This is a genomic window from Mameliella sp. CS4 (genome assembly GCF_019392335.1).
Lineage (GTDB): Bacteria > Pseudomonadota > Alphaproteobacteria > Rhodobacterales > Rhodobacteraceae > Antarctobacter.
The window spans coordinates 146,499-162,427 of sequence record NZ_JAHXRQ010000005.1; the positions used below are offsets into that span (position 1 = coordinate 146,499).

Annotated in this window: 18 protein-coding genes; 6 read left to right on the forward strand and 12 right to left on the reverse strand. The window is 64.2% G+C overall.

Annotation, left to right across the window (positions count from 1 at the left end):
- The first annotated feature begins 122 nt into the window (after positions 1–122).
- The gene (locus KZZ07_RS08935; RefSeq protein WP_219513620.1) at positions 123–629 is read left to right on the forward strand and encodes an outer membrane protein assembly factor BamD; all 507 of its coding nucleotides are present in this window, start codon (positions 123–125) and stop codon (positions 627–629) included.
- A gap of 7 nt (positions 630–636) precedes the next feature.
- On the opposite strand, the gene KZZ07_RS08940 is transcribed toward KZZ07_RS08935, so the two are convergent.
- Entirely contained in the window at positions 637–1,623 is a 987-nt protein-coding gene (locus tag KZZ07_RS08940; RefSeq protein WP_219513621.1) for a DMT family transporter, read from the reverse strand.
- A 134-nt stretch (positions 1,624–1,757) separates the two neighbouring features.
- On the opposite strand from KZZ07_RS08940, the gene KZZ07_RS08945 reads away from it, so the two are divergent.
- Both KZZ07_RS08945 and KZZ07_RS08950 read left to right on the forward strand, forming a co-directional pair.
- Positions 1,758–2,696 (forward strand): ABC transporter ATP-binding protein, encoded by a 939-nt coding sequence (locus KZZ07_RS08945; protein ID WP_219513623.1) that lies wholly within the window; start codon positions 1,758–1,760, stop codon positions 2,694–2,696.
- On the forward strand, positions 2,693–3,454 hold the full coding sequence (locus KZZ07_RS08950) for an ABC transporter permease (protein WP_219513624.1): 762 nt from the start codon (positions 2,693–2,695) through the stop codon (positions 3,452–3,454). The genes KZZ07_RS08945 and KZZ07_RS08950 overlap by 4 nt, the downstream gene beginning before the upstream one ends.
- 12 nt (positions 3,455–3,466) lie before the next feature.
- Here the strand turns inward: KZZ07_RS08950 and KZZ07_RS08955 are convergent, their stop codons facing one another.
- Both KZZ07_RS08955 and KZZ07_RS08960 read right to left on the reverse strand, forming a co-directional pair.
- Positions 3,467–4,267, reverse strand: coding sequence for an alpha/beta fold hydrolase (locus KZZ07_RS08955; RefSeq protein ID WP_219513625.1), 801 nt, complete (start codon positions 4,265–4,267; stop codon positions 3,467–3,469).
- Positions 4,267–4,866: a 2-hydroxychromene-2-carboxylate isomerase gene (locus KZZ07_RS08960; protein ID WP_219513626.1), complete on the reverse strand. Its 600-nt coding sequence runs from the start codon at positions 4,864–4,866 to the stop codon at positions 4,267–4,269. The genes KZZ07_RS08955 and KZZ07_RS08960 overlap by 1 nt, the downstream gene beginning before the upstream one ends.
- A 99-nt stretch (positions 4,867–4,965) precedes the next feature.
- On the opposite strand from KZZ07_RS08960, the gene KZZ07_RS08965 reads away from it, so the two are divergent.
- Positions 4,966–5,973 carry a ribose-phosphate pyrophosphokinase gene (locus KZZ07_RS08965; RefSeq protein WP_219513627.1) on the forward strand — a complete coding sequence of 336 codons (1,008 nt, stop codon included), beginning with the start codon at positions 4,966–4,968 and terminating at the stop codon, positions 5,971–5,973.
- An 18-nt stretch (positions 5,974–5,991) separates the two neighbouring features.
- A complete protein-coding gene (locus tag KZZ07_RS08970; RefSeq protein ID WP_219513628.1) occupies positions 5,992–6,483 on the forward strand; it encodes a c-type cytochrome in 492 nt (163 codons plus the stop codon).
- A 25-nt stretch (positions 6,484–6,508) separates the two neighbouring features.
- Here the strand turns inward: KZZ07_RS08970 and KZZ07_RS08975 are convergent, their stop codons facing one another.
- From KZZ07_RS08975 to KZZ07_RS09015, 9 genes are all read right to left on the reverse strand, one after another.
- On the reverse strand, positions 6,509–6,856 hold the full coding sequence (locus KZZ07_RS08975; protein ID WP_219513629.1) for an H-type lectin domain-containing protein: 348 nt from the start codon (positions 6,854–6,856) through the stop codon (positions 6,509–6,511).
- 70 nt (positions 6,857–6,926) lie between these two features.
- On the reverse strand, positions 6,927–7,577 hold the full coding sequence (locus KZZ07_RS08980; protein ID WP_219513631.1) for a MarC family protein: 651 nt from the start codon (positions 7,575–7,577) through the stop codon (positions 6,927–6,929).
- A 99-nt stretch (positions 7,578–7,676) separates the two neighbouring features.
- Complete coding sequence (locus KZZ07_RS08985; RefSeq protein ID WP_219513633.1) at positions 7,677–8,900, reverse strand: MFS transporter; 1,224 nt, start codon at positions 8,898–8,900, stop codon at positions 7,677–7,679.
- 100 nt (positions 8,901–9,000) lie between these two features.
- On the reverse strand, positions 9,001–9,432 hold the full coding sequence (locus KZZ07_RS08990) for a F0F1 ATP synthase subunit epsilon (protein WP_219513634.1): 432 nt from the start codon (positions 9,430–9,432) through the stop codon (positions 9,001–9,003).
- Between the two features lie 89 nt (positions 9,433–9,521).
- Positions 9,522–10,946 carry a F0F1 ATP synthase subunit beta gene (gene atpD / locus KZZ07_RS08995; RefSeq protein WP_219513635.1) on the reverse strand — a complete coding sequence of 475 codons (1,425 nt, stop codon included), beginning with the start codon at positions 10,944–10,946 and terminating at the stop codon, positions 9,522–9,524.
- A gap of 19 nt (positions 10,947–10,965) precedes the next feature.
- Positions 10,966–11,847 carry a F0F1 ATP synthase subunit gamma gene (locus KZZ07_RS09000; RefSeq protein ID WP_219513636.1) on the reverse strand — a complete coding sequence of 294 codons (882 nt, stop codon included), beginning with the start codon at positions 11,845–11,847 and terminating at the stop codon, positions 10,966–10,968.
- 12 nt (positions 11,848–11,859) lie between these two features.
- The gene (atpA, locus tag KZZ07_RS09005) at positions 11,860–13,395 is read right to left on the reverse strand and encodes a F0F1 ATP synthase subunit alpha (RefSeq protein WP_219513637.1); all 1,536 of its coding nucleotides are present in this window, start codon (positions 13,393–13,395) and stop codon (positions 11,860–11,862) included.
- Positions 13,396–13,962: a F0F1 ATP synthase subunit delta gene (locus KZZ07_RS09010; RefSeq protein ID WP_219513638.1), complete on the reverse strand. Its 567-nt coding sequence runs from the start codon at positions 13,960–13,962 to the stop codon at positions 13,396–13,398.
- Between the two features lie 381 nt (positions 13,963–14,343).
- Entirely contained in the window at positions 14,344–15,084 is a 741-nt protein-coding gene (locus tag KZZ07_RS09015) for a methyltransferase domain-containing protein (protein ID WP_219513639.1), read from the reverse strand.
- Positions 15,085–15,152: 68 nt separating this feature from the next.
- On the opposite strand from KZZ07_RS09015, the gene gloB reads away from it, so the two are divergent.
- Positions 15,153–15,914 (forward strand): hydroxyacylglutathione hydrolase, encoded by a 762-nt coding sequence (gloB, locus tag KZZ07_RS09020; RefSeq protein ID WP_219513641.1) that lies wholly within the window; start codon positions 15,153–15,155, stop codon positions 15,912–15,914.
- Positions 15,915–15,929: the final 15 nt, after the last annotated feature.

Here is a 15,929-nt window from a genome sequence, read left to right on the forward strand (position 1 = left end):
CACGGTTTTCCATCCATCCCACGGGCGGGCTTGGGTTTTCGTGGACGCCGCCCCCAGTCAGGTGGTATCATGGCGGGCGATCAAGGCAAACCTTGGCGACGTTGAGGACAGAGCAGATGATAATGGGACGGGTGATGCCGGCGCTGATGGCGTTTGGCGTGATGTTGCCGCTGGCGGCCTGTGACACGGCAGAGGGCAACGCATCGGGTTTTCGCAAGAACTATTTCGTAGCGCGCTCGGCGCTGGAAGAGGGCGAATACGGCCAGGCCAACCGGCAATACGCCAAGCTGATGAGCAGCGCCGGGCCCTTCCTGCCACGCATCCAGCTGGAATATGCCCACAGCCTGCTGCGCGCCGGGGAATATGCCCAGGCCGCCGACCTGGCCGAGGGCATGGCGATGAGCAGCGAGGGCGCGGCCAGCGCCGCGGCGCTGGCGGTTGCGGCCACGGCCCGGCATGAGCTGGGGCTGGCAGCGCTGGCGCAGGGCGACCGGCAAGGCGGCAAGACCCAGCTGGAACGCGCTCAGCAAGCCATGACGCAGGTGCTGGACACCCACCCGGAACTGGATCCGCTGGGATCGCTGGCCGGACGGCAGGCCAGTATCGCGGTGCGGCTGCGCGCGCTGTAAGCGGGTCCTAGCGACGCCCCCAGCGGGCACGGCGGCCCGGCATGGGGCGGGCCTTGGCCTGTTCGCGCAGAAAGACAAAGACCCCGGCGCCGATGATCAGCACGCAGCCGGCCCAGGTGGCCGGAACCGGCCATTCCCCGAAGATCATCCAGCCCCAGAGGATCGCCAGCGGCAGGCCGATGTACTCGAACGGGGCGATGGTCGCCGCGTCGGCCAGCCGGTAGGCCGCGCTGAGGCAATACCCCACCACCCCCGAACAGACCCCAAGCCCCAGGAACACCAGCCAGTCGTCCGGCGTGGGCCAGACCCAGGCCCGCAGCAGGAAGATCATGCTTTCGTTGGTGACACCCTCGGCATAGCGCCCATCGCCCGCGACAAGGTAGAACAGGGCGGACACCATGAGAAAGGTGCCCTGGATATAGACGGCCAGCGCCGAGGCGCGCGTCGTCATCCCCAGCCGCCGGGTCAGCACCTGCATCAGCGCGTAGAACCCTGCCGCGATCACCGGCAGCAGCATCACGAGGCGTGAGACCGAGAGATCGGCCTTCCACGGCTCCTGCATGATGATCACCCCGGCAAAGCCCACCACGACGGCCCCGATCCGCAGCGGCCCCACCTTTTCGCCCAGGATGGGGATCGACAGCAGCGTGATCATCAGCGGCGCGACAAAGAACAGCGCCGTCGCCTGGCCCAGCGGCAGCACCGCCAGCGCGCAGAAATAGGTCATGTTCGCGCAGACGACCAGCAGCCCGCGCAACAGGTGCAGGCCCGGCGTCGCGGTCTTCAACAGACCCAGCCCGCCTTCGGCAAAGACAAAGCCGAAGGTAAAGACCAACCCGATGGCAGAGCGGGTAAAGACCATCTGGTGCAGCGGATAGCCGCCCGACAGGACCTTGATCAGCATGTCGTTGATCGAGATCGCGAGGATGCCGAGGCAAATGTAGAAGATGCCCAGGGCAGGACGGTTGAGCGCGGCTGTGGTGAGGGTCGTCATGCCAAAGGGCTTAGTCGCCGGCGGCCCGGGGCGCCAGTCTGTTTGCGACATGCATGCGGCCTATGCATTTCTGCTCAATTGCGCATCACGACATGAGGGTTAGGTTGCAGACGTGCGAACAAGGAGGGCGGACCATGCCCACGGTAGAAATCCGCGACGTGCGGAAACGGTATGATAGCGGGTTCGAGGCGCTCAAGGGCGTTTCACTCGACATCGAAGAGGGCGAAATCCTGGCGCTGCTTGGCCCGAACGGCGCCGGAAAGACCACGCTGATCTCGGCGATCTGCGGGATCACCCGCATCACCGACGGCAGCATCCGGGTCGGCGGACATGACGTGGTGTCAGAGTTCCGCGCGGCGCGCAGCCTTGTCGGGCTGGTGCCGCAGGAAATGAACCTGGAGCCTTTCCAGACGGTCATCGCAGGGGTGCGGTTTTCGCGCGGGCTGTTCGGCAAGCGCCCGGACGAGGCGCTGATCGAACGCATCCTGCGGCGGCTGTCGCTTTGGGACAAGCGCAACGCAAAGGTGATGGAGCTGTCGGGCGGGATGAAACGCCGGGTGCTGATCGCCAAGGCGCTGGCGCATGAACCGCGCGTGCTGTTCCTGGACGAGCCGACGGCAGGTGTGGACGTGGAATTGCGCCGGGACATGTGGGACACCGTGGCCGAGCTGAAGCGCGACGGCGTGACCATCATCCTGACCACGCACTACATCGAAGAGGCCGAGGCCATCGCCGACCGGGTGGGCGTCATCAACAAGGGCGAGATCCTGCTGGTCGAGGACAAGGCCAGCCTGATGACCCGCATGGGACAGAAGGAACTGACCATCGAACTGACCGATCCGGTTGCCAGCGTGCCCCCTGCCCTGTCGGATTATGACCTGCGGCTGAGCGAGGACGGCGGCAGCCTGACCTATCGTTACGACACCGGGGCCGAACGGACCGGCATCGGGCGGCTGATGGGCCTGCTGGCCGAGACGGGCTGCCAGGTGCGCGACGTGCACACCGCGCAAAACTCGCTGGAGGATATTTTCGTCGGGCTTGTGGCCCGGCAGGAAGAGGAGAGCGCGGCATGAACCTTCCCGCGATCTGGGCCATCTACAAGTTCGAGATGATGCGGTTCTTTCGCAGCATCCTGCAAAGCTTCGTCTCGCCCGTCATCTCGACCTCGCTGTATTTCGTCGTCTTCGGCGCGGCCATCGGGTCACGCATCGACCAGGTCGAGGGCGTCAGCTATGGCGCCTTCATCGTGCCGGGGCTGGTCATGCTGTCGGTCATGACGCAGGCGATTTCCAACGCCAGCTTCGGCATCTACTTCCCGAAATTCATCGGCACGATCTACGAGCTGCTCTCGGCCCCGGTGAACTTCCTGGAAATCGTGCTGGGCTTTGTCGGCGCGGCGGCGACCAAGGCGCTGTTCATTGGCGTGGTGATCCTGGGGACGGCGGCGTTTTTCGTCGACCTGCAGATCATGCATCCGGTGGCGATGGTCATCTTCCTGCTGCTGACCTGCATGAGCTTCTCGCTGCTGGGCTTCATCATCGGGATCTGGGCCAGGAACTTTGAACAGCTGCAACTGGTGCCGCTGCTGGTGGTGACGCCGCTGGTCTTCCTGGGCGGCAGTTTCTACTCGATCTCGATGCTGCCCCCGGCCTGGCAGACGGTCGCCTACTTCAACCCGGTGGTCTACCTGGTTTCGGGGTTCCGGTGGTCGTTCTTCGGGCTTGCCGATGTGCCGATTGCTGTCAGCCTGCTGGCCATTGCGGGGTTCACCGCGATCTGCCTGGCGACGGTCTGGTGGATCTTCAAGACCGGCTGGCGCATCCGAACCTGAGGTCGCAGTGGGTCAGGGCAGCGCGCCAAGCTGCTCTGACAGCGCCTGCGTCACCGCCTGAGGATGTGACATCAGCACCATGTGACCGGCGCCACCGACAACCATTTCCGAGGCCATCGGCAGACGCGCCATCAGGCCACGATGCACCTCGGCGATGACAGGCACGGTGTCGGCCCCGCGCAACAGCGTGACCGGGAAATTCAGGCTTTCCAGCCCGCCGGGATTCAGCATCCCGGCGCCGTCGCGCCAGAGGGCCGGCTCTGTTGCGCGGACAAAGGGCAACTGGGCGGCCATACCCCTTTGCACCTTCTCGGGAAAGCTGTCCCAGGGCACACCCCCGCCCCAGAGCCGGTTGAACCCGCGCGCGGCCCCCATCAGGTCGCCTGCATCCACATCGGCGTAAAGCGTTTGCTCGGCGGCCTTGTGGTCGCGTTTCAAGGCGCTGTCTGGCGCCGCGGCAAAGAACACCGGCTCGATCAGCAGGAGTGAGGCAATGCGCTCCGGCGCCTCCAGCGCCAGACGCAGCGCCAGCGTGGCGCCAAAGCTATGGCCCGCAAGGTGGATGCCGTCGGCCAGATGCGGACGGATTGCGGCGCAAGCGATGTCATGCACGTCCTCGCCGTCCGGGAACGCCGGGCTGCGGCCATGCCCCGGCAGGTCCGGGGCGCGGAAATGGCACCGGCTGTCCAGGGCCTGCGCCACGGATTTCCACATGCTGCCCTGTCCCAGACCGCAATGCAGGGCCAGCACCTCTGTCGGCCCCTGCCCCCAGTCCCGCCAGTGCAGCGCCATCTCCGGGCCTGCGTCCCGCATCAGAGCTTGCCCGCCAGATGCGCGTCAAGATCGTCCAGACGGTCATTGCCCCAGAAGACCTGCCCGCTGTCGACGACATAGGTCGGCGCGCCGAAGACTCCCTTTTCCACCGCTTCTTCGAGGTTGGCGGGATAGGTCTCGGCCCCCGCCAGCAGGCCGGTATCCGCCAGCGCGGGATCGAAACCCGCCTCGGAAAGGCAGGCCTTGATGACATCGTCCTCGGCGATGTCCTTGTCCTGCGCCCAGCAGGCCGCAAGCAACCCGTGCACAAGTTTGCCCATGTCGCCGCCGCCCGCTTTCTGGGCGGCGATGACGGCATAAGAGGACGGCGCCGGGTTGGTCGGGAAATGCGCGGGCTTCGGGTTGACCGGGAGGCCGGTCTTTTTCGCGGTGCGCTCGATCTCTTGCAGGCGGTAGGCCTGCCGGTTGGGATGCCGTTCCGCCGGGGTCACGCCGCCGGTGCGACCAAAGAGGGCGATGATATCGAAGGGTTTGTAGGCGATACTGGCGCCATGTTTCGCAGCGATCTCTTCCAGCCTGGTGCCTGCAAAATAGGAAAAGGGCGAGATCGTAGAGAAGAAATAGTCGATGTGAGCCATGCTGTCGCCTTCCGGTGCCTGTGCTGGCGCCGACCGTAGGCCCATGCTAACGGGACCGCAACATCGTCACGAATCCGTCACCTGCCCAGGACGCATCACATGCCCAGTGTCATCGAACCCAAGATCATCTCCGGAAACGCCAACAAGCCGCTGGCCGAGGCGATTGCCCGGCGCATGTCGCTGTACCGCGGCATGAGCGTCGGCCTCGTGGATGCCCGCGTCGAGCGGTTCAACGATCAGGAGATCTTTGTCGAGGTTTTCGAGAACGTGCGCGGCGAGGACATGTTCATCCTGCAAAGCACCTCGAACCCGGCCAACGACAACCTGATGGAGTTGCTGATCATGTCGGATGCGCTGCGCCGGTCCTCGGCCGCCCGCATCACCGCCGTGATCCCCTATTTCGGCTATGCCCGGCAGGACCGCCGCACCAAGGCACGCACGCCGATCACCGCCAAGCTGGTGGCCAACATGATCGCCGAGGCGGGGATCGAGCGGGTGCTGACGATGGATCTGCACGCGGCCCAGATCCAGGGCTTTTTCGATATGCCGGTGGACAACCTCTATGCCTCGCCGATCTTCGCGCTGGATATCCTCAAGCAGTTCGACGACCTGAGCGACGTGATGGTGATCTCTCCCGACGTGGGCGGTGTCGCCCGCGCCCGCGAACTGGCCAAGCGGATCAACGCGCCGCTGTCGATCGTCGACAAGCGCCGCGAAAAGCCCGGCGAAGTGGCAGAGATGACGGTGATCGGCAATGTCGAGGGAAAGCGCTGCATCATCGTCGACGACATGTGCGACACCGCCGGCACGCTCTGCAAGGCGGCCGAAGTGCTGATGGAACATGGCGCGACAGAGGTGCATGCCTATATCAGCCACGGTGTCATGTCCGGCCCGGCGGTCGAACGCGTGACCAATTCGGTCATGAAATCTCTGGTGTTGACCGACACGATCCAGCCGACGGCTGCCGTTGCCGGGGCCCCCAACATCCGGATCCTGCCGACGGCACCGCTGTTCGCGCAGTCGATCCTGAACATCTGGAATGGCACTTCGGTCTCATCCCTGTTCGAGACCGAAACCCTTGGCCCGATCTACGAGGGCATCCTCTGACCGTTATAGGAGGCGGTAATGTTACGGCGAGCTTGGTTATCAGTACTTGCAATCCTCAGCCTGATGTCGGGCGCGCCTGGCCAGGCGCAGGACATCGACGCACATGCGGTCTACGAACGGTCCTGCGCGAGCTGCCATTCGGCACATGCCGGGGATTTCGTCTTTGAAAGCCTGATCGTCAGCGGCGATGACCTGGTCGGCAAGAAGACCGGGATGCCCGTCGCGGCGATGCTGGCCTCCGGGCATGGCAAGCTGTCTGCCGAAGAAACAGAGGCGCTCGTCGCGCAGTTCCTCGCCATCCAAGAGGGCGGACAACTGTTCCAGCGCAAATGCTTTATCTGCCATCAGCGGGCCGTCGTCCTGTCGAAGTTGAAACTTGTCGAACAGGACGGTCGCCTGGTGGGCCGCTACACGGGACGCGACATCGAGACGTTCCTCACAGAACACGGGCGGCTGACACCGGAAGAGGTGCCGCTGATGCTGGAGCGCCTGACCTCGCAGGTGAAATAGCCCGGCCCGAGAAACCGGGGCCCTGTCACAGGTCCCAGTCGTCCTCACTTTTCGCCTCTCCGATGGCGAGCCAGCTCATCCGCACGCGCGCCACACGGGTGTCGCCCCAGGTCCGGAACACCAGATCACAGCCGGTCCGGGTGACATTCTCGGCGGCGACATCCGCCCGCACGTTGGCACGCTGGTCGATGTCCCAGAGCGACATGGCCACCTGCACCGTTGGCGGCGTGCGGAACGGCTCGGAGAAGGTGACGGACTTGCGGCGCTCGCGGCTGCCCTCTCCTGTCCACATGTCGCCACCGGTGGCAAATTCGGAAAAGACTTCCTCGTCGCCCTGGTCAATCCCGACCCGGCTGCCGGTCAGTTTCTGCATGTCCCGCCTCTCTCCATCCCTGCAGACATAGTTCTGCAATCGGGCGGATTTGTGAAGGCCGATCATCCGCTTACAGCGGACCGGTTCCCCCTTTCAGGTCCAGCACGCCGACCTCTGCCAGGCCGCCCAGCACCGCGTCCACTGCCACGGTGGCCAGGATGATCCCCATGACCCGGGAAATCACCAGAGCGCCGGAATTGCCCAGCAGCTTTTTCAGCAGCGTCCCCAGCAAGAGCAGGAGCAAGGTCAGGACCAGGACAATCGTCAGCAGGACAGCCGTCGCGATCTGGTCAGGGATTGAGTTCTGGTGATTGTCCGTCAGCACCACAACGGCCAGCATCGCACCAGGCGACGCGATGGACGGCATCGCCAGCGGAAAGATCGCACCGGACAGGTCGCTGCGCCCGGCCTCCTCGATCTCACGCTCCGGTTTGGACTCGCCAAAGATCATCGTCAGGGCAAAGAGAAACAGAACGATCCCGCCCGCGATCTGGAACGATCCGAACCGAAGGCCCAGTCCCTCGATCAACAGTTGGCCGACGACCAGGAACGCCATCAGCACGATCCAGGCGACAAGCACCGCGCGCAGGGCAAAACGCCAGTGCAGCGCCGCCGGCACGGCCGCCGTGGCAAAATAGAACACCGGGAGCGAACCGATCGGGTCGATCACAACCAGCAACGTGATGAATTCGCGCAACAATGCGCTTGGGTCGTAAATCATGACAGGAACTTCCGCGCGCGCCGCCCCACAGACGGGCCGGTCACATGGCTCCTGTCAGATCACGCCCCATCGTGCAAGGCACCGGGACTCGCACGGCAGTCAAACGGCAGAGACAGGTTGCCGGCTCGGGCGCAACGGCCAGAAAACAGCCGCACTGAGAAGCAGCAGCAGCGCAGTCAACAGGAACGGCGCCCCGGGCAGATAGAGCGCCGCGTCCGGCGCGGCAAAGGTCCGAAACAGCGGGGTCACGATCAGCGGTGCGGCAACGGCGGCGACGGCGCTGAGACTGGCAATGACCCCCTGCAACACGCCTTGCCGGTCCTCGTCCACGAGGTTCGAGGCGATGCCGGTGGCATTGGGCGGCGCCATATCCGACAGGCAGGCAAAGGGCAGGAAGGCCCAGACCAGCCAGGCCGCCGAGATGAACCCATAGGCAACAGAGGCGATGACGCCCGCGGCCACGGCCACCATCAGCGTGCGCCATTCACCGATGCGCGGGATCAGCACCCGCATCAGACCGCCCTGGGTGATGACAACGCCAACGCCATAGGCCGCCAGAGACAGGCCGATCAGGGTCGAAGGCCAACCAAAGGCCTCGCGCGTCCAGAAGGCCCAGAGGACCGGGTAGACCATGTTGGCGAACTCGAAGAGGAACAGGCCGAACAACGGCAGGCCCAGCCCCGGGAGACGTGCAGCCGCCAGGATACTGCCGAAGGGATTGAGGTCCCTGCGGTCGAAACTGCGGCGTTTCTCGACCGTCAGGCTTTCGGGCAGGACGAAGACGCCGAAAAGGAAATTGGCCGCAGCCAGCCCAGCCGCCGCCCAGAATGGCGCCGTGACATGCACCCCGGCCAGCAAGCCCCCCAACGCCGGGCCAAAGATGAACCCCACGCCGAAGGCCGCCCCGATCAGGCCAAAGTTCGCGGCCCGGTCCTTGGGCGCCGAGATATCGGCGAGATAGGCAGAGGCGGTGATATAGGTGGCCCCTGCGATACCGGCCAGAAAGCGGCCCACCAGCAAGAGCCAGAAGGTCCCCGCCAGCGCCATGATGACGTAGTCGACCGCCAGCGCCGCCAGCGTGACCAGAAGGACCGGCTTGCGCCCCAGCGCGTCCGAAATGCCGCCCATCGCGGGCGAAAACAGGAACTGCGCCCCGGCATAAGTCGCCAGCAGGACTCCGCCCCAGAAGGGGCCGGTGGCGGTGTCGCCCGCGCCGACGCGTTCCATCAGGTCCGGCATGATGGGAAAGATCAGCCCGATGCCGATGGCATCCAGCAGGATTGTGGCCAGGATAAACCAGACGGCGCCGCGTTTCGTTTCCATGTTGTCTGTCCCGGGGGCCGCCGCACAACACCGGCGGGTCACAAAAAATGAAAGGCCCCGCCGGGTGGCAGGGCCTTGTCAGAATAGTCTGTCCGGTGCCTCAGATCGAGGGCTGTTTCGGGTCCAGGCCAATATGGGTGCCGACGGCAACCATGTCCTGCAGCAGCTTGACCGCGTCGTCCACCAGGCCCGGATGCTCGGCGGTTTCCTTGGTCTGCTGATAGACACGGTGAGCTTCGTCCACCAGGGCCTCGTAGGTGGCCTGGTCCATGTCCTCGCGCGGCAGGGCCTTTTCGGCCAGGATCGACAGGCTTTCGCCGATCTCGGCGAAACCGCCGGTCACGACGAACTGTTCGGTGCCCTTGGCGGTCTCGACCGTCAGGATGCCGGGGCGCAGCGTGGTGATCAGCGGCGCGTGGTTCGGCATTGCGGTGAGGTCGCCATCGGCGCCCGGGATCTGAACCGAGGTGGCCTCGGTCGACAGCAGGCGGCGCTCGGGCGACACCAGATCGAATTGCATCGTTTCTGCCATGTTCATCTCCTGTACCGGGCGGCGGGGTAAACCCCGCCCTACACCCGGGGGTTAGGGTCACGTAGGGCGGGGTTTACCCCGCCGCACGCTCAGGCAGCCTCGGCGGCCAGTTTCTCGGCCTTGGCGAGCACCTCGTCGATGCCGCCAACCATGTAGAAGGCCGCCTCGGGCAGGTGGTCGTATTCACCGGCAACAACCGCCTTGAACGACTTGATCGTGTCTTCCAGCGGAACCTGAACACCGTCCGAGCCGGTAAAGACCTTGGCCACGTCGAAGGGCTGCGACAGGAAGCGCTGGATCTTGCGGGCACGGGCCACGGTCAGCTTGTCCTCTTCGGACAGTTCGTCCATCCCGAGGATGGCGATGATGTCCTGGAGCGACTTGTAACGCTGCAGGATCCCCTGAACGTCACGCGCCACCTGGTAGTGCTCTTCGCCCACGATCTGCGGGTCCATCAGGCGCGAGTTCGAGTCGAGCGGGTCCACGGCGGGATAGATGCCGAGTTCCGAGATCGCACGGTTGAGAACCGTGGTCGCGTCGAGGTGCGCAAAGGTGGTTGCCGGGGCCGGGTCGGTCAGGTCGTCCGCGGGAACGTAGACGGCCTGGATCGAGGTGATCGAGCCGGCCTTGGTCGAGGTGATGCGTTCCTGCATCTGGCCCATGTCCGTAGCCAGCGTCGGCTGGTAGCCCACCGCCGAGGGGATACGGCCGAGCAGAGCCGACACCTCGGAGCCCGCCTGCGTGAAGCGGAAGATGTTGTCGACGAAGAACAGAACGTCGGTCCCGGACTGGTCGCGGAACTGTTCGGCCAGCGTCAGGCCGGTCAGGGCAACGCGGGCACGAGCACCCGGAGGCTCGTTCATCTGGCCGTAGACAAGCGCCACTTGGCTTTCCGACAGGTTGTCGGGCTTGATGACGTTGGATTCGATCATCTCGTGATACAGGTCGTTGCCCTCACGGGTCCGTTCACCAACACCGGCGAACACGGAGAAGCCCGAGTGCACCTTTGCGATGTTGTTGATCAGTTCCATGATGAGAACGGTCTTGCCCACGCCGGCGCCGCCGAAGAGGCCGATCTTGCCGCCCTTCGAGTAGGGCGCCAGCAGGTCGATGACCTTGATGCCGGTGACGAGGATTTCCGATTCCGTCGACTGCTCCTGGAAGGCAGGGGCTTCGGCGTGGATCGGACGGTATTCGTCGGCCTCGATCGGCTCACCTTCGTCCACCGGCTCGCCGATGACGTTCAGGATGCGGCCCAGGGTTGCGTTGCCGACCGGCACCGAGATCGGCGCGCCGGTGTCGGTCACGGCCTGGCCGCGAACCAGACCTTCGGTCGCGTCCATCGCGATGGTGCGGACGGTGTTCTCACCAAGGTGCTGGGCCACTTCCAGCACCAGCTTCTTGCCGTTGTTGTCGGTGGTCAGAGCGTTCAGAATTGCCGGCAGGTCGTCGTCGAACTGAACGTCGACCACGGCGCCAATCACCTGGGTGATCTTGCCTTGTGCATTTGCCATGTGGTTTCTCCGGAAGTCTTTAGAGCGCCTCGGCGCCCGAGATGATTTCGATCAGTTCGTTGGTGATGACGGCCTGACGCGAGCGGTTGTATTCGATGGTCAGCTTGTCGATCATCTCGCCTGCGTTGCGGGTCGCGTTGTCCATTGCGGACATCCGGGCCCCCTGTTCCGACGCGCCGTTTTCCAGCAGAGCCGCGAAAATCTGCGTCGCGACACCGCGCGGCAGCAGATCGGCGAGGATCGATTCCTCGTCGGGCTCGTAGTCGTAGAGCGTGCTTTCGCCCGCATCGTCCGACCCTTCGCTTTCATAGGCGGCGGGAATGATCTGCTGCGCCGTCGGGATCTGCGCGATGACAGACCGGAACTCTGCGTAGAAGATCGTTGCCACGTCGAATTCGCCACCGTCGAACCGGGCCAGCACATCGCGGGCGATGTCCTGGGCATTGCCGTAGCCGATGCGCTTGACCTCCGAGAGGTCGACGTGTCCCACGAAGAGATCGCCATAGTCGCGCTTCAGCTGCTCGCGGCCCTTCTTGCCGACGGTCAGGATCTTGACCGTCTTGCCGTCTGCCTTGAGCTTTTCGGCATGGCTCTTTGCCAGCTTCACGATGTTGGTGTTGAAGCCGCCGCAAAGCCCCCGCTCGGAGGTCATGACCACCAGCAGGTGCACGTCCGACTTGCCGGTCCCCGCCAGAAGGCGGGGAGCTGCATCACTGTCACCGACCGACGCGGCCAACGACGCCATCACACCGTTGAAGCGTTCCGCATAGGGGCGGGCCGCCTCGGCCGCATCCTGGGCGCGGCGCAGTTTTGCTGCCGCGACCATCTGCATAGCCTTGGTGATCTTGCGGGTCGATTTGACCGACGCGATCCTGGTTTTTAAGTCCTTCAGGTTGGGCATCTGCTGATCCCCTTACGAGAAGTCGGCGGCGTATTCGTCGAGAACCGCTTTGATCTTGGCTTCGTTGTCACCCTTGATCTTGGGATCTTCGTTGGTGATCCAATCCAGCAGATCCTGGTGCTTGCCACGGACATGGGCCAGCAGGCCCTTCTCGAAACGGCCCACGTCGGAGACCTTGACCTTGTCGAGGTAGCCCAGCGTACCGGCGCAGATCACGATAACGATCTCGGCGTTGGTCAGCGGCGAATACTGCGGCTGTTTCATCAGCTCGGTCAGGCGGGAACCACGGTTCAGCAGCTGCTGGGTGGCGGCGTCGAGGTCGGAGCCGAACTGCGCGAAGGCGGCCATCTCGCGGTACTGGGCGAGCGACAGCTTGATCGGGCCGGCGACCGATTTCATCGAGTTGGTCTGAGCCGAGGAGCCGACGCGCGAGACCGACAGACCGGTGTTCACGGCGGGACGGATGCCCTGGTAGAACAGTTCGGTTTCCAGGAAGATCTGGCCGTCGGTGATCGAGATCACGTTGGTCGGGATAAAGGCCGACACGTCGCCGCCCTGGGTTTCGATGATCGGCAGCGCGGTCAGCGAGCCGGCACCGTTGTCCTCGTTCAGCTTGGCCGAACGCTCCAGCAGGCGCGAGTGGAGATAGAAAACGTCACCCGGGTAAGCTTCACGGCCCGGCGGGCGGCGCAGCAGCAGGGACATCTGACGGTAGGACACGGCCTGCTTGGACAGGTCATCGTAGATGATCAGCGCGTGCTTGCCGTTGTCGCGGAAGTACTCGGCCATCGCGGTTGCGGCATAGGGCGCCAGGAACTGCATCGGGGCCGGGTCGGAGGCGGTGGCGGCAACGACGATCGAGTAGTCGATGGCGCCGGTTTCTTCGAGCTTCTTCACCAGCTGGGCCACAGTCGACCGCTTCTGGCCGATGGCGACGTAGACGCAGTACAGCTTTTCCGAGTCGTCCTTGGCCGCGTCGTTGTACGTCTTCTGGTTCAGGATCGCGTCGAGCGCGACGGCGGTCTTGCCGGTCTGACGGTCGCCGATGATCAGCTCACGCTGGCCACGGCCGATCGGGATCATGGCGTCGACGGCCTTGAGGCCAGTCGCCATCGGCTCATGCACCGATTTACGCGGGATGATGCCCGGCGCCTTGACGTCCGCGACGCGGGTTTCCGATGCGTTGATCGGGCCCTTGCCGTCCAGCGGGTTGCCGAGACCGTCAACGACGCGCCCCAGCAGCTCGTTGCCTGCGGGCACCGACACGATCGAGTTCGTGCGCTTGACGGTGTCGCCTTCCTTGATGTCCCGGTCGGAACCGAAGATCACGATACCGACGTTGTCGGTTTCCAGGTTCAGCGCCATGCCCATGATGCCGCCGGGGAACTCGACCATTTCACCCGCCTGGATGTTGTCGAGGCCGTAGACACGGGCGATACCGTCACCGACCGAGAGCACGCGACCGATCTCGGCAACTTCGGCATCCTGGCCGAAGTTCTTGATCTGGTCCTTCAGGATCGCAGAAATCTCTGCAGCTTGGATACCCATTTATCCGACCTCTTTCATTGCATTCTGGAGGGAGTCGAGCTTCGAACGGATCGAAGTGTCGATCATCTTCGAGCCCACCTTGACGACGAGACCGCCGATGAGGCTTTCATCGACGGTCGCACTGATCTTAACATCTTTGCCGACCTTTGCCTTCAGCGCATCCGCGAGCTGTGCCGCCTGCGCATCGGTCAGGGCCTGGGCCGAGGTCACTTCGGCGGTCACTTCGCCCTTTTCGACCGCGATCATCTCGCGCAGGCGGGTCACCATCTGCGGGACCACGAAAAGGCGACGCTTGGAGGCCATCAGGCCCAGCACGTTGGTCACGGCCGGCATCAGGCCCATCTTGGAGGCGACGGCCTTGATGGCAGCGCCCTGCGCATCGCGCGAGTAGACGGGGTTGACCAGGAGATCCCGCAGGTCTGCGCTTTCAGCCAGCGCAGCAGAGAGATCATCCAGGTTGCCTTCGAGCGCGGGAAGCTCGCCGGCCTCCTTCACGATCTCGAAGACGGCGGTGGCATAGCGCTCTGCGATGCCGGAGGAAATCGATGCTGAGTCAGACACGTCCACCCTTCCGATAGTAAGCCACCAAGACACGCGCGCCCCGGGCCGGGGCGGCGTCTGGCAGCGTTTCCTCACCTTGACTTGCGTCAAAGCAATCAAATCGTGGCGGATGTAGCAGAGCCTCCCCCACCTCGCAACATGCTTAGGAAAGATAAACGCTTGCGCTAAATTTAGCGTTTTCAATGACTTGACTAAAACGCCCCGTTTAGTGCGACCTTTCGTGCTCTGCCAAGATGCCTCAAAGCCACAGTTTTTGCTGCAAATGCACGATTCCCGGGCAGTTTTGGCCCCCTCTGACCGCATTTGCCGCAGGTCTGAGAGACTTTGGGCCCCGAAAAGGGCCGAGCACGTCAGAATCCGGCTCCCACCCCCTCCTCTGACGGTCTCTCAGACCGGCTTGGCCTTGCCCGCCGGGCTGAGCACCTCCAGCGGGTTGAGAACCTTGGCGGCCTCGCCCACCTCCCGGCGCGACGGCGGGTGCCGCTTCGAGGCCTCTACTATCATGACGCCCCCCGCGGTCACGGGCACCGCGCGGCCCATCCGTTCCCAGACCGGTCCTGTCTTCATCCAGAACCGGCGGGTCGATGGCGGCTGGTACAGGACCGAGACATGCGCCTCGGGGACGAAATCATGGCGCTTCAGCTGTGCCTCGAGCTGGCCAAGCGAATAAGGCCGGCCATAGCCGAACGGCGTGTGATCCGCCCGCGCCCAGATCCCCGCCCGGTTCGGCAGGATAAAAAGCGCCCTGCCCCCCGGCCCCAGCACGCGATACGCCTCGTCCAGCAGGTCCGAGGGCCGTTCAGAGGTTTCCAGCCCGTGCATCAGAATCAGCCGGTCGGTGTGTCCCGTCTCCAGCGGCCAGAGCGTCTCTTCGCTGAGCACCGAGACATTGGGCATTCCGGCGGGCCAGGTCATGACCCCCTGCGGCGCGGGCATCAGGGCGACAACCCGGCGCGACTCCTTCAGGTACGGGCGCAGCATGGGCACGGCGAACCCATAGCCCACCACCGTCTGGCCCTGTGTCTCGGGCCAGAATTGCTGGACCTGGGTGCGCAGGATCTTTTGCGCCGCGCGCCCCAGCGCACTGCGGTAGTAGAAATCGCGCAACACCTGCACATCCAGATGCATTGATACCCCAGCCCTGATGCGCCACTCTGACGTTGAGCGCATCCTGACAAAGCCGCGAAGGAAAGACCATGCCCCTCGACATCGTGACCGTCCCCTGCCTCAAGGACAACTACGCCTATCTTGTCCACGGCCCCGACGGCGTGGCCCTCATCGACGCCCCCGAGGCCGGCCCAATTATCGAGGCGCTGGAGGCGCGCGGCTGGTCGCTGGGCGTCATCATGATCACGCACCATCATCACGACCACGTCGACGGGGTTGCCCAACTGCGCGAGAAATACGGCTGCCCGGTCATGGGACCAAAGGCCGAAGAGGGCAAATTGCCAAAACTGGACATGGCGCTGGAGCCCGGTTTCTCTGGCGGCACCGGCGAGGGACGCTGCGAGGTGATCGCCGTTCCGGGTCATACGCTGGGGCACATCGCCTATTATTACCCCGAGGGCGGCGCCGTCTTTACCGCCGACAGCCTGATGGCGCTTGGATGCGGCCGCGTCTTTGAAGGCACGCCTCAGATGATGTGGGATAGTCTGGAAAAGCTGGCCTCTTTGCCGCCGGAAACCGTGGTATACTCGGGGCATGAATACACCTCGGCCAACGCGGCCTTCGCGCTGACCATTGAACCGGAGAACGAAACCCTTATCTCTCGAAAGCGGGAGATCGACGCAGCCCGCGCCGAAGGGCGGCCCACCGCACAGGTGCCGCTGTCGGTCGAACTTGAAACAAATCCCTTCCTCCGTGCCACCACCGACAGCGTGAAATCGGCCGTCGGCCTGCCGGGCGGAACGGATGCAGAGGTCTTTGCAGAGGTGCGCGCGCGCAAGGACCGGTTCTGATCACGCACACGGCAG